Here is a 13,581-nt window from a genome sequence, read left to right as displayed (position 1 = left end):
TTTGGAATATTGAATGTGACTGAGTGCCAACCTCTTTTACAACTATATGGGGTCAGTAAAACGTTTGCCGATAATACGGTATTAGACGCTTTAGACCTTACTATTTACGACGGTGAATTTCTTACTTTATTAGGCCCTTCAGGCTGCGGTAAAACCACTGTATTACGTATTATTGCCGGTTTTGAACAACAAGACCAAGGACAAGTGCTGCTGGACGATAAAGATATATCTATCCTTAAGGCTGAACATCGCCCAGTGAATACTGTATTCCAAAGTTATGCGTTATTTCCTCACATGAGTGTTTATGACAACATCGCTTTTGGCTTGAAAATGCATAAAGTAGCAAAAGAAGAGATCAATGAACGCGTACTTGAAGCACTTCGAATGGTGCGTTTAGAGAGCTTTGCACAACGTAAACCACATCAATTGTCTGGCGGACAGCAACAACGTGTTGCTATTGCGCGTGCAGTGGTTAATCGCCCTCGTTTATTATTGTTGGATGAATCTTTAAGTGCGCTTGATTATAAATTGCGCCAAGAGATGCAAGTTGAGTTAAAACGATTACAGCGCCAACTTAACATTACGTTTGTGTACGTAACGCATGACCAAGAAGAAGCGTTGTCGATGTCAGACCGTATCGTGGTACTTAATAAAGGTAAAGTGCAGCAAATTGGTACGCCGCGTGAGATTTATGAAACGCCCGTGAACCTTTTTGTGGCGCGTTTTATTGGTGAAATCAACCAATTTGATGGCCATGTTGTGCGTCGAATTGATGATAAGCATGTTGAAGTGACCGCAGAAGGCGCTGATTGGGTAGTACAAACTGATTATCCTTTTGCTGTTGATGACAAAGTACATGTATTACTGCGTCCTGAAGATGTGCGTTTAACTAAGCCTGAGTTAGCTGAAAATACAGTACATATAGAAGGGCACATTCATGAGTGTAACTATAAAGGTAAAACGTTAGATTCTTATATTCGTTTATCAACGGGGACAAACGTGATTGCGAGTGAGTTTTTTGACGAAGACGACCCTGATTTTGATTACCGTTTAGGACAAAAGGTCGCATTACAATGGATAACTGGTTGGGAAGTGGTATTGCCATATGAACAAACAATTTAATCAGTTTCGTTTTTGGGCGATTGGCCTAGCAACAAGCTGGCTAGCACTGTTCGTTTTAGTGCCGAGCTTAATGGTTTTAGTTACGAGCTTTTTAACGCGTGATGCTGATTTTTTAATCCAGTATCAATTTAGTTTAGAAGGCTGGAAGAGTGTACTTGATCCGAGCTTTATTTCATTGTTGTGGGACTCTGTTTTCATGGCAATGATGACGGCTGCTATTTGTTTGAGTATTGCTTACCCTTTTTCAATCTGCCTAATGGGCTTACCACAACGCTGGCGTAGTATTATTTTGTTCCTGTTGATTGTGCCTTTTTGGACCAATTCACTGGTCCGTATTTATGCGATCCAATTTTTGTTGGGTAAAAAAGGGTTAATTAACCAAGGGCTAGAATTTATTGGCTTAATTGATAAACCGTTAGATTTATTATACAGCCAGTTTGCTGTGATTTTTGGACTGAGTTATATCTTGCTGCCTTTTATGATTTTGCCTATTTATTCCTCTATGGAAAAGTTGGATTTTAAATTATTAGATGCGGCAAAAGATTTGGGGGCGAATGCCACTGAACGCTTATTACGCATTACTTTGCCGCTAACACTGCCTGGTATTATTGCCGGTTGTTTGATGGTTATTTTACCTGCGATGGGGATGTTTTTTGTAGCTGATTTATTAGGCGGCTCTAAGCATGCATTGTTGGGGAATGTTATTAAGAATCAGTTTATTCAAACTCGTGACTGGCCATTCGGCGCTGCACTGAGCATATTAATGATCGCATTGTTGTCATTTATGCTTTGGCTTTATTACCGTGCGACTAAAATGTCGAATCGCGCTGGAGGCATTAATGACTCGAATTTTTAAATTAGGTTTTATCGGTTTAGTGCTTTTATATGTATATACACCGATTTTAATCTTAGTGACGAACTCTTTTAATGCTTCTCGTTATGGTTATAAATGGGACGGCTTTACCTTTAAATGGTATGAAAAACTATTTGAGAATGATTCTTTAATGGAGGCCGGTTGGCATACATTACAAGTGGGTCTTACTAGCGCAACAGCGGCTACGGTGATTGGTACTTTAGCGGCAGTCGCATTACAGCGTTACCGTTTTTATGGTAAAGGTGCAGTCTCATCATTGGTGTTCGTGAGTATGCTAACGCCTGATATTGTGATGGCTATTGCGTTGCTCATTTTATTTATCACTTTAGGTATTGAGCTTGGTTATATGTCGTTATTAATTGCGCATATTACTTTTTGTTTGCCTTTTGTGATTATCAGTGTGTTTTCACGTTTAAAAGGCATGGATATGTCCGTGACTGAAGCTGCACGTGATTTGGGCGCTAATGAATGGAATGTGTTTAGTAAAATCATTTTTCCGATGATCTTGCCGGCTATTGCTTCTGGCTGGTTGTTAAGTTTTACCTTATCAATAGATGATGTAATTGTAAGTTCCTTTGTGACGGGACCTGGCTATGAAATATTACCTTTAAAAGTCTATTCCATGGTACGTGTTGGTGTGTCACCAGAGGTTAATGCTATCTCTACCTTGCTCTTTGTGGGCTCGGTAATGTTAATTGTAATATCACAACTACTACTACGTAAAAAAGGAAGTTTGTAATGAAGAAATGGTTAACCCTAACAGCAACAATGCTGATCAGTTTTTCATCAATGGCACAAGAAAAGGTTGTGCTCTATAACTGGGCTGATTATATCCCTGATTCTGTATTACGCTCGTTTACCAAGGAAACGGGTATTAAAGTTGAAGTTGCTACCTTTGATAGTAATGAAACGATGTTTGCTAAATTACAATTAGTTAATGGTAAAGGCTACGATTTAGCGGTACCGACTACGTTTTTTATTGAACGAATGAAACGTGCGGATTTGATACAGCCTATCGATAAATCTAAGTTAAAGAACTTTAAAAACTTAGAGCCGACCTTACTGAATCAGGCTTACGATCCTGATAATAAATATAGTATTCCGTATCTTTGGGGTAGTACTGCGGTTGCCGTTAATACGGATGAGATGGATGCATCATCAATTACGTCGTGGAAGGATCTTTGGAAACCAGAGTTTAAAGATCAAATCCTGTTATTAGATGATGTTCGAGATATCTTTTTAATGGCATTAAAAGCAAAAGGCTTTGAGAATAACACAACTAACGAAGACGAAATTCGTCAAGCTTATGAAGCATTAGTTGAATTATTACCTAATGTTAAATTGTTCTTGTCTGACTCACCAAAGGGGCCACTTATTCAAGGCAATGTACCAATGGGCGTTATGTGGAATGGCGAAACCTATATGGCACAACTTGAGTTAGGTACCGTTGAATATGTGTACCCAAGTGAAGGTGTTACGCTTTGGGTGGATAGTTTTGTGATTCCAAAAGGTGCGGAAAACGTTGAAAATGCTCATAAGTTTATCGATTATGTTTTACGTGCTGATATTGGAAAAATCATTTTAGAAGGGGTAGGGAATTCAACACCTAATCGAGCAACTATTCCATTATTAAGTGAAGAGATGCGCAACAATCCAATGGTTGTTCCTCCTGCAGAAGTGATTGAAAAAGGTTCTTTTCATAGAGATTTAGGTGAAGTGAATGCTATTTATGAAAAGTACTGGCAAATGCTAAAGCAAGCTAAATCATAATGATGGTTTAAATGCTTTGCTGCTATTGAAATAAATAGCTTTAAACTCTATTTAAAACCGCTCGCATCAGAGCGGTTTTTTATTGTATTTTATTTATGTAATTACACTAAATTTTAGTTTCTATGCGTGTGTTAAATGATTTGAGCAAGGATGTATTAAGCTACGTTACATTAAGCGACGTTGTATTAAATAGCATTGCCTTAAGTAAAATAGGAAAAGTAAGATAGGAAAAAGTAAGGGGATTTCTGTGGCTAAAAGGGCAGATATGACCTACCCAATTTATTTAAGCTCTTATTTAATTTTAAAAGATAAGCTTATCCAATGTTCTAATGATGGAAGACTGTCTTTTTTATAAGCTTTTATTACATCAACTGTAGCCAATATAATAATGACACTCCAAGGCTACAAGTCACTAATGAACCAATTGTTGTCATGGCAATTATATTTGCTGCGAGTTCTGCACTGTGGCCCATTGCTCTTGCCATCACATAACTTGCTGCTGCTGTTGGTGCGGCAGACATGAAGAAAACTAACCCAAGAGTTTCACCGGTATAACCTAAAAAGTATGCGCCACCAGTGATGAATATTGGCCCGATAACAATTTTTAATATAGTAGAAAAACGGCAATTAAGGCTATTATCTTTCAAAGATTTAATACTCAAACTTCCGCCAGTGCACAACAGGGCAACAGGCAATGTCATATCAGAAAAGTATTGACCTGTATTAATGACGATATCAGGCACAGGAATCGTTAATACAAAGAAGATTAATCCTAAAATAATACTGATAATCAGTGGGTTTTTAAGAATAGATTTCATTAAGCCGATCAGCATTTTTGGATTAAAGCCTTCTTTCTTAGGCGATAATATAATCACTGATAAAATATTATAAAGTACGGTATGTGCAGCAACATATACGGCGGCTAGTCCTAGACTCGCTTCACCATAAACATTCGCCATATACGCCAAACCAATAATAGCGGTATTACTTCGAAATGCACCTTGAATAACGACACCATGATGGTGTTTGTCTTTTATCCAATATTTAGTGACTAAGATACATAACATAAAGAATAGGAAGTTGGCGATTAAGCCATAAGCGATCAGGTCAAAGTCTATGATTGCTTGATGATCCATTTTAACAATGCCTAGAAAAAGTAAAGCCGGCAGGGTCACTTTAAATACCAACTTCGAACCTACTTCAATAAAAGCATCATTAATCGTATTCGTTTTTCTTAAAAACCACCCTAAAAAAAGTAATAGGCAAATCGGTCCTACAATGGAAAACGAAAACTGTAATGATTCAAAAAACATGAAATATCTCATTTATTAATGATTATAAAAGGGCGTAAGTTGCTGTTGCTAGGTTATATATAATGTTAAGCACGATTAGAACAATACGGTTAAGTCTTTCATTTTGCATTAATTACTCAGTTCTTTATATAAAAAAGTGAATCAATTTTAAGCTAAATGGTTTTTAGAAGGGTAATGATGATTGAGTTGTGCACTTTAGGAAGTGACGTATGCGAAGTCTTTTAAAAAATGAACAAGGCCATTGTTGCTATAAAATTGAATGATTAACTCTGTAGATTGACCTTGCTGATTTAGCTTCTTTAATACGCGTTTATCTTTTGGCCTATATTTGTTGATACTTATTGATGACTTTGAGTTTATTGCATGACAGCACTCATGAAAATTAACTGAACTTATGAAAACTTACCGAATTTATGAAAATTTACCGAGCAATGCGTTTTTTCTGTTCGTACATTGCTTTATCTGCATCTTGGATCATATCTTCAATTGATTTATCAGTATCATAATCGAAATATGTTACACCGGCACTGTATTCGATCTTATAAGGCTTATCTAATGTTTCATTTATCTTTTCAATGGCATTAGAAAAGCGCTCTAATACTATTTCTGAATTTTCTTCATGAGCGTTGCTGAGCATCGCAACAAATTCATCGCCTCCAATCCGCCCTACGACATCACAATCACGGAATGAACTGAGCATTGCTTGTGCAAACGTACTTAGTACAAAGTCGCCTTCGTGGTGGCCATGGGTGTCATTGATAAGTTTAAATTTGTCTAGGTCGAATAAGATAAAGGTAATTGGCATTTTATTACGTCGACACATTTTTAAACTATGACCGACCAAATTTAAAAAACCGCGTCTATTCGATATTAACGTTAGCTCATCTAGCGTCGCTAGTTGCACAGACTGAATCTCTTGTTCGATCATCGCGCCTAAGTCTTGAAGTAATTGTTGGTCTTCTTCATTTAAGCCTTTAGGTTTAGGATCGATAAGACACAATGTCCCTATATTAATTCCATGTCTCAGTTTCAATGGATAACCTGCATAGAAGCGAATTTTTGGTTCGTCAACGACAAGAGGGTTGTCAAAGAATCGTTCATCTTTAGAGGCATCAGGAATGATGAATAATCCTTCTTGATTAATAGCATGTCCACAAAATGATATATCGCGAGGTGTTTCGGAAACATCAACACCTTGTTTTGACTTAAACCATTGGCGATCTTCGTCAACTAAGCTAACTAGTGAAACAGAGACGTTAAACATGCGTTTAGCCATTCGTGTCACACGATCGAAACGCTCTTCGTGTGAAGTATCAAGAATTTTTAATGTTCTTAATGCATGTAATCGTTCTGCTTCATTTTTTGGAATATCAGGTTTGATCATAGGGCCACCGTAAATTCTATTTAATACCTCCAGTGTAGTATTCAATTTACATATAATGTTTAATTAAAACTAATATCAATCAATTTATGTGATTGAAACTGCTTTTTATTAGATTATATTTTGATTTTTTTTGTAGCGCTTTATCTCAAGTATTGAAAGTCTATTTTTAAGGGGGGATAAATGGTGGATCACAAGATATATTTAATGAAGCTTTCGGTAAAATAATGCTTAAGTGTAGATTGCTTAAATGATTAACTAAAATTGTTCATTTTAAGTACGTTATAAAAAATCATGTTACTTGTTCGACCACAGATGATTGACTAAGGTTGCTTTCACATTTTATTAACATTAAAATTGAGTAGGCTTATAGGTTTTATTTTTTCATCTTATGATTCATCATTTTTCATGAATATTACCTATACTGAAAAGCCAAACAGGGAATGTTGGACAGCAATTCCCACCCCCCCGAAATTTTTAAAATAAGGCTATTTAATATGCTAAAACGTATTGTTTATGGCGTATCTGGCGCAGTTATTGTTGGACTTGGTTTATTCAGTTTTTATGCTTGGAATTCCTCAATTGATCCCATTGCACCTCCAGTTAACGCAGACTACCCCCCACAAGTTATCGAACAAGGTAAAATCCTTGCTGCTGCAGGTTATTGCAGTACTTGTCATACCACTCCAGGTGGAGAGGCTTATGCAGGTAACTATGAAATGCACACTGAATTTGGCACTATCTATTCAAGTAATATTACGCCAGACGTTGAAACGGGCATTGGTGGCTGGTCTGAAGCTGCTTTTAATCGTGCTATGCGCACTGGTGTAAGTCGAGATGGACATCATTTATTACCTGCATTTCCTTTTGAGCATTTTAATAAAATGAGTGACGATGATATTGGTGCTATATACGCTTATATCATGACGTCAATTCCTGCTGTTAACCAAGTTAAAAAAGAAAATGGTATTCCATTCCCTCTTAATATTCGTTGGTTACAAGCGGGCTGGAAATTATTATTCGCGGATACACAGAACTTCGAAATTAATGATAGTAAATCTGAGCAATGGAATCGTGGTGCTTATTTAGCTGAAGGTGTTGCCCATTGTGGTGCTTGTCATACTCCGCGTAATGTATTAGGTGGTGAAAAATACGACCAAATGTATCAAGGAGCTGCAATTGATGGTTGGATTGCACCATCATTAACATCGACGAGTACCTCTCCAATTCCTTGGCGAGCACAAGACTTTTATGAATATTTAACAACAGGTAACTCTCCATACCATGGCAGTGCAGCCGGTCCTATGGCGCCTGTTATGCATAAAGGTTTATCTGCGTTACCTAAGAGTGATGTCGAAGCAATTAGTTACTATTTTGCAGATCATTCAGGCGCAAAAGAAAGTGATGATCCTGCTGCAAATAGTAATTTGCAAACGGCAATTGCTGCGCAACATATACAAACTGATCTTCGTATTGACGAAGGTGCTCGTTTATATGCAACGGCTTGCCAAGCATGTCATTACAGTAGTGATGAGTTAGTAAAAGGACGTCCATTACTGACGTTGGGTTCTGCAACTCACCTTGATCAACCGACTAACTTGGTTAACGTTATACTGGACGGTGTACGTAATGACCAAGGTATAAGTGGTGTGGTTATGCCTGGATTCCGTGATGCGCTTAGTGATCAAGATATCTCTGCCATCGCCGCGTATTTACGCCAAGCGGCAGGTAAAAGTGCTTGGCCTGAATTACAACAAAAAGTAATTGAAATCCGTAACCAACCTCGATTCGAGCAATAATTCACAGGAGAAGTGACAATGGCAAAATTTATTTTAAACGGCGAGTCGATGACTGCCGATGTAGAAAGTGATACTCCTTTACTGTGGGTTATTCGTGATGAATTAGACATGACGGGGACTAAATTTGGTTGTGGTATTGGTACTTGTGGTGCTTGTACTGTACATGTAGGTGGGCGTGCTACACGTTCATGTATTACGCCGGTATCATCAGTTGAAGGTGCTGAGATTACGACGATTGAAGGGTTATCTGAAAAAGACGATCATCCTTTGCAAATTTCTTGGAAAAACTTACAGGTACCACAATGTGGTTACTGTCAGTCAGGACAAATTATGCAAGCGGCTGCATTGTTGAAAGACATTCCTAAACCATCGGATAAAGATATTGATGCAGTAATGGGCGGTAATTTATGCCGTTGTATGACTTACGTGCGTATCCGTAGTGCCATTCATGAAGCAGCAAATGCCATTGAAGGAGAGCAATTATGAGTCGATTACCTAAACGTAATTCACCGGGTATAACCCGTCGTGGTTTTTTAATTGGTATGACTGCAGTTGGTATCAGTTTTGGTTTTCCACGTCATTTAATGGCGGCAATGGACCCTGCAAGTCCAGACGGTAAAGTACTGCCTAGTGAAGGTGAACTTTATGAGCCGTCATTGTGGTATTCAATTGATACTGCCGGCAAGATTAAAGTGAATATTATGCGCTCAGAAATGGGTCAGCATGTTGGTACAGCTATCGCACGTATTCTTGCTGATGAGTTAGAAGCGGATTGGGATGATGTTGAAATTATCCATGTTGATAGTGATCCTCGTTGGGGTTACATGGTCACTGGTGGTAGTTGGTCTATTTCACAAAGTTGGCCTGTCTATCGTCAAGCAGGTGCCGCAGGTCGTACTGCGCTAATTGAAGCGGCGGCTAAAAAATGGGGCATTACAGCCAAAGAGTGTGAAGCGAAAAACGGTAAAATCATCTCAAGTAAAGGTGAGTTATCTTACGGCGAATTAGTAAGCTTAGGGTTAACACGTCAATTTACAGAAGAAGAACTAAAAACGCTGCCACTGAAAGCAAATGAAGATCTTAAGTTGGTTGGCCAACAAGTGACGTCGCTTGATGTCGCTAATAAAACGAATGGTAAAACGATATACGGTATCGACGCTAAAGTTGATGGCATGGTATATGCGAACCCTATTCTACCACCAACTCGCTATGGTTCTAAAGTTGCAACATTTGATGACTCAGCTGCAAAAGCAGTCAAAGGTTATCAAAAAACCATCGTACTAGATGATGCAAGTGGTAGTGTACCTGGTTGGCTAATGGTGATTGCGAGTAGCTTTATTGCAGCACAAAAAGCATCAAAACTGGTTAAAGTAACGTGGGATGCTGGTGAAACGGCTAATGTATCTGAAGCTAATATTATAGATCATGGTAAAAAACTATTAAGCGACTCAAGCAAAGGTAGTATTTTAGATACGGGTAATACTAAAACTGAACCTGTATTTGAAGGGGCGAGTAGCTCGATTTCTCATGAATATATTACTAGTACGGTATTACATGCTCAGATGGAACCTGTGAATGCCTTGGTATTTAAAAATCCAGATGGCGTGTGGGAAGTACATTCTGGTTGTCAATGGCAATCACTTACGTTACCTGTACTCGCAACCGCATTGGGTGAAGATGTGGCTAATATTGTGATTCGTACTTATATGCTAGGCGGTGGATTTGGTCGTCGGTTAAATGGTGATTATACTATTCCTGCTGCGTTAACGTCTAAAGCATTAGGCGGTAAGCCGGTTAAAATGGTGTTAATGCGTCCACAAGATATGTTATTCGATAGTGCGCGTTCAGCTTCAGTTCAACAGTTAAAAATGGCTTTTGATGATAAGAAGTCAGTGACCGCAATGGAACACCATGCAACGGCAGGTTGGCCAACACAAGTATTAGCACCTGGTTTTATGCCTAAAGGTGTTAATGATGAACCTTATGACCCATTTGCTATTGCAGGTGCAGATCATTGGTATAGCGTTGGCGCACAAAAAGTACGTGCTATTTCTAATGACCTTGCTATGGCCACTTTTAGACCGGGTTGGTTACGTTCAGTAGGACCTGGTTGGACAGGGTGGGCTGTTGAAAGCTTTATGGATGAAGCCGCGCATCATGCAGGCAAAGATCCAGTGCAATTCCGTCTTGATATGCTCATTGCTGAAGGTCGTAATGCCGGTACTACACCGGTTGCAGAGGGGGGGGCAGCACGTCAAGCAGTGGTTTTGAAAAAAGCTGCAGAAATGATTGGTTGGGGTTCTGAGCAACCTGAAAATACCGGACTTGGTATCGCTTCTACCTTTGGTCAAGAGCGTGATATGCCAACTTGGGTATCTTGTGCAGTGCAAGTTCAAGTCAATAAAAGTAACGGCCTTGTGGATGTGAAGAAACTGGTTGTGGTGATCGATGCTGGTATTATCGTTGATCCAAATGGTGCTGAAGCACAATGTCAAGGTGCTGCATTATGGGGATTATCAATGGCATTGTATGAAGGTACAGAGCTACGCGATGGGCAGTATAAAGATACTAACTTTGATACTTATACACCTTTGCGTTTAGGTCAAACACCTGAAGTGAAAATTGAGTTTATTGCAAGTAAAATGCCGCCATCTGGATTAGGTGAGCCTGCTGTGACGGCAGTTGCACCTGCTATTGCTAATGCAATTTACCAAGCGGTGGGGGTACGTTTACGTAAAATCCCAATGAAGCCAAGTGAATTAAAAAGTGCTTTAGATAAAGCCTAGTTAATCTCATAAGTTTCCGCATAAAAAAGCCCGATTTATTCGGGCTTTTTTGTCTTTTATTTTTGACTCGTTCTACGTTTTATCTTTATACCGATTACATTAAATATGTTATCTAAATTTTGCGCTGGAAAAACAGTTCAATTCAAGGCGTAAATTGATGTAAATGGCTGTTCCCTTTACGAAATTTATAACGAGGAAGTGGGCTGTTTTAACAAGTAAAATAGATAAGCTATTTATTGTGATTGGTATTATTATTGACGACCATTAATTTTCTAACTTTTGTTGCCATTTTAGAAGGTCATCTAGTGTGTCTATATCGTTTATTGCATTAGGTAAGTCTAAACAAGTTAATTGATTCGTCTCAGCTAATTGTTGTAGAACTGGTTTGGCTCCTTGGTCGCCTTTAAGGTGTGTTAGAGCCTCAAATTGTTCACTGTTGAAGATAGCAGGAACGCCTAACTGGCTTTGGTATGATGCACACACATTGCTTTGTTGTGTCACCCAAAGATCAACCAGCTTTATATAGTCTTGGTAAGTCACACCAATATGGTCAGCAAGTGCTAATAATAAGCCATTAGCAGAAAGGGCAGCTTCAACACCTATTTTAACTGATGTCGATAAACCAGCGTCACTGTTTTCATTGATGATAGAGACGGTGGATGTTGGCAGTAATTGACGTAATACATTGTGGTGAGTCCCTAATATGACAACAACATTACTTATTATATTACGTGACGTTAAGTAGTCTGCTACATAGTTTAATTTATCTAAACTATGTAGTAATAAAGGTTGATCAATTAATACATTATCGGCATTTAAGTCTGTCACTAGTTGTGCTAATTTAATGCCGTTAAATCGACTACTTTTGCCTGCCGCTAATAATACTAACGTTAATGTTTTTTGTTCGATAGCATTAGACCGAAGCTCTTCTTTTCTCGTCTCAATAGGATTTTTATTCACAAGGCTCCATATTATCTTATTATAGATACTCGCCATTGAAAAAGTGAAGAGTATCCATCTTGTTATGCCGATTATATTAAATATGTTATCTAAATCTTATGCTGGAAAAACAGTTCAATTCAAGGCGTAAATTGAGCCTTTCGAAGATTAACTTCGTTAATCGTCTATCGGAGAATTAATCAAAAGAGGTTAATTCTTTAATGGCTGTTCCCTTTACGACATTTACAACAAGGAACTGGGCTGTTTCAACAAATAAAATAGATAAGTTATTTGTTGTGATTGGTATTAGTTGATTAAATCAGTTCGCTTATGAAAAACCGCATGGCACTCAGCTAATATACTTAATGCAATAGACTCAGGTAGTTCACCACCTATATTGAATCCAGCAGGGGCTGAAAAGAAACCTTTAAAGTCATCCAAGGTAATATTGGCTTTACTAAAAACCTGGTCACGACGGTGAAGTGGCCCAAGCAATGCAATATAAGCTTGGTTACTTTGACTAATCAGTTTTACTGCTAATGCATCTAAACTTAAATTATGCTGCATTACCACGACGCCATCAATATCTAACAAGTGTTTTGTTTCTAATGTAGAAATGGGTTGTTTAATGATATGGGTATCTGGGAAATGATGCTGATGCGCATAACTAGATCGTTCATCAAATACTGTTACTTTCCAGCCTAATTGTATGGCCATCTTTGCTAAAGGTTGCGCATCTAAACCTCCCCCAAAAATAGCCAGATGAAAACGCGTTCGGCAAGGGATCTGAAGTATAGTGGTATCTGAATCATCTTTAGCGGTACTGTAAGTACTCTTACTAAAGTTATAATCAGTTTTATTATTTATTGGTATTACATTTGCAGAGATAGAGGCAGCTGGTGTACCTGTTTTAACTAAGGGTAAATGATATTCACAATTGGTTGACGTTACTTTCTCCATTAACGCCTGCAAATGCAGGTAGTTATTTTCAGCCGTCACGGGAATTAATAATAGATCGATAATACCGCCACAACCCAATTGGTAGCTAGCATCTGATTCATCACTGGCGTCATAGGTGATATTAATGGCTTGATCTTGTTGAATAGCTCGTTGTGCATGCCGCAGTAAATCACCTTCTAAACATCCACCACTGACAAGTCCGATACTTTTACCTAAGGAGTGAAATAACATCATTGCGCCGGTTTTACGATACGAAGAGCCCTGAATGCGAGTGATAACGGCTAGTACCCATTTATCATTAGGGAATTTATTCCACTGTGAAAGTAAATCTTCAATATGATGTGACATTCATTTCCTATTTTAATTTTTAGTAATTATTTTTAATCTATTTAACGTCATTATTAGCCATGCAGCATGCTTAAGCTGAATAACTATAAAAAATAAAGGAAGTAAGTCTGAGGCTTTAAAGCGTTTATTTCAAGGTTATTTCATTTAAAGGGAGGATTTAGGTTACTGCTTGCTAGTATCTTAAAAAAGAATGAAAGTGTGTTAATTTTACTGTTGTCATATTTAGTTTATTTGCTTCGCTTTAAGTCATTTAATCACTGCTTTATGAAGTAAAAGATACGTTTATTGG

11 protein-coding genes are annotated in these 13,581 nt (G+C 38.1%); 7 read left to right on the top strand and 4 right to left on the bottom strand.

Features of this window, described 5'->3' with window-relative positions; translation table 11 throughout:
* The first annotated feature begins 15 nt into the window (after positions 1–15).
* The 4 genes from potA to SP041_RS06880 are packed head-to-tail and all read left to right on the top strand — an operon-like array spanning position 16 to position 3,766.
* On the top strand, positions 16–1,122 hold the full coding sequence (gene potA / locus SP041_RS06895; protein ID WP_025564885.1) for a spermidine/putrescine ABC transporter ATP-binding protein PotA: 1,107 nt from the start codon (positions 16–18) through the stop codon (positions 1,120–1,122).
* Complete coding sequence (gene potB / locus SP041_RS06890; protein ID WP_025564884.1) at positions 1,106–1,978, top strand: spermidine/putrescine ABC transporter permease PotB; 873 nt, start codon at positions 1,106–1,108, stop codon at positions 1,976–1,978. Before potA ends, potB begins: the two co-directional genes overlap by 17 nt.
* Positions 1,962–2,735 (top strand): spermidine/putrescine ABC transporter permease PotC, encoded by a 774-nt coding sequence (potC, locus tag SP041_RS06885; RefSeq protein WP_025564883.1) that lies wholly within the window; start codon positions 1,962–1,964, stop codon positions 2,733–2,735. The genes potB and potC overlap by 17 nt, the downstream gene beginning before the upstream one ends.
* A complete protein-coding gene (locus SP041_RS06880) occupies positions 2,735–3,766 on the top strand; it encodes an extracellular solute-binding protein (RefSeq protein WP_025564882.1) in 1,032 nt (343 codons plus the stop codon). The genes potC and SP041_RS06880 overlap by 1 nt, the downstream gene beginning before the upstream one ends.
* A 362-nt stretch (positions 3,767–4,128) precedes the next feature.
* Here SP041_RS06880 and SP041_RS06875 read toward each other — a convergent pair whose 3' ends face one another.
* Both SP041_RS06875 and SP041_RS06870 read right to left on the bottom strand, forming a co-directional pair.
* Positions 4,129–5,079: an AEC family transporter gene (locus SP041_RS06875; protein ID WP_025564881.1), complete on the bottom strand. Its 951-nt coding sequence runs from the start codon at positions 5,077–5,079 to the stop codon at positions 4,129–4,131.
* A gap of 421 nt (positions 5,080–5,500) precedes the next feature.
* Positions 5,501–6,463 carry a sensor domain-containing diguanylate cyclase gene (locus tag SP041_RS06870; RefSeq protein WP_025564880.1) on the bottom strand — a complete coding sequence of 321 codons (963 nt, stop codon included), beginning with the start codon at positions 6,461–6,463 and terminating at the stop codon, positions 5,501–5,503.
* A gap of 494 nt (positions 6,464–6,957) precedes the next feature.
* Between SP041_RS06870 and SP041_RS06865 the strand changes: the two genes are divergently transcribed.
* Genes SP041_RS06865 through SP041_RS06855 form a run of 3 tightly spaced genes read left to right on the top strand, consistent with a single transcriptional unit; the run spans position 6,958 to position 11,045 of the window.
* Positions 6,958–8,259, top strand: a complete 1,302-nt coding sequence (locus SP041_RS06865) for a cytochrome c (protein ID WP_025564879.1) — start codon at positions 6,958–6,960, stop codon at positions 8,257–8,259.
* A gap of 18 nt (positions 8,260–8,277) precedes the next feature.
* Entirely contained in the window at positions 8,278–8,745 is a 468-nt protein-coding gene (locus SP041_RS06860) for a (2Fe-2S)-binding protein (RefSeq protein ID WP_025564878.1), read from the top strand.
* The gene (locus SP041_RS06855; RefSeq protein WP_025564877.1) at positions 8,742–11,045 is read left to right on the top strand and encodes a molybdopterin cofactor-binding domain-containing protein; all 2,304 of its coding nucleotides are present in this window, start codon (positions 8,742–8,744) and stop codon (positions 11,043–11,045) included. Before SP041_RS06860 ends, SP041_RS06855 begins: the two co-directional genes overlap by 4 nt.
* A 264-nt stretch (positions 11,046–11,309) precedes the next feature.
* Here SP041_RS06855 and SP041_RS06850 read toward each other — a convergent pair whose 3' ends face one another.
* Both SP041_RS06850 and SP041_RS06845 read right to left on the bottom strand, forming a co-directional pair.
* Entirely contained in the window at positions 11,310–12,005 is a 696-nt protein-coding gene (locus SP041_RS06850; RefSeq protein ID WP_025565812.1) for a nucleotidyltransferase family protein, read from the bottom strand.
* 285 nt (positions 12,006–12,290) lie between these two features.
* On the bottom strand, positions 12,291–13,292 hold the full coding sequence (locus SP041_RS06845) for an XdhC/CoxI family protein (protein ID WP_025565211.1): 1,002 nt from the start codon (positions 13,290–13,292) through the stop codon (positions 12,291–12,293).
* Between the last annotated feature and the right edge of the window lie 289 nt (positions 13,293–13,581).

Source organism: Psychromonas sp. SP041, assembly GCF_000470315.2.
Taxonomy (GTDB): Bacteria; Pseudomonadota; Gammaproteobacteria; order Enterobacterales; family Psychromonadaceae; genus Psychromonas.
Note: the sequence above shows the minus strand (reverse complement) of the source record. Positions and strands in the feature narration are given on the sequence as shown.

Bases quoted from the DNA above. Each gene is read 5' to 3' on its own strand.
- potC (WP_025564883.1), top strand. From the start codon at position 1,962: ATGACTCGAATTTTTAAATTAGGTTTTATCGGTTTAGTGCTTTTATAT.
- SP041_RS06860 (WP_025564878.1), top strand. From the start codon at position 8,278: ATGGCAAAATTTATTTTAAACGGCGAGTCGATGACTGCCGATGTAGAA.
- SP041_RS06875 (WP_025564881.1), bottom strand. From the start codon at position 5,079: ATGTTTTTTGAATCATTACAGTTTTCGTTTTCCATTGTAGGACCGATT.
- SP041_RS06865 (WP_025564879.1), top strand. From the start codon at position 6,958: ATGCTAAAACGTATTGTTTATGGCGTATCTGGCGCAGTTATTGTTGGA.
- SP041_RS06845 (WP_025565211.1), bottom strand. From the start codon at position 13,292: ATGTCACATCATATTGAAGATTTACTTTCACAGTGGAATAAATTCCCT.
- SP041_RS06880 (WP_025564882.1), top strand. From the start codon at position 2,735: ATGAAGAAATGGTTAACCCTAACAGCAACAATGCTGATCAGTTTTTCA.
- SP041_RS06855 (WP_025564877.1), top strand. From the start codon at position 8,742: ATGAGTCGATTACCTAAACGTAATTCACCGGGTATAACCCGTCGTGGT.
- SP041_RS06870 (WP_025564880.1), bottom strand. From the start codon at position 6,463: ATGATCAAACCTGATATTCCAAAAAATGAAGCAGAACGATTACATGCA.
- potB (WP_025564884.1), top strand. From the start codon at position 1,106: ATGAACAAACAATTTAATCAGTTTCGTTTTTGGGCGATTGGCCTAGCA.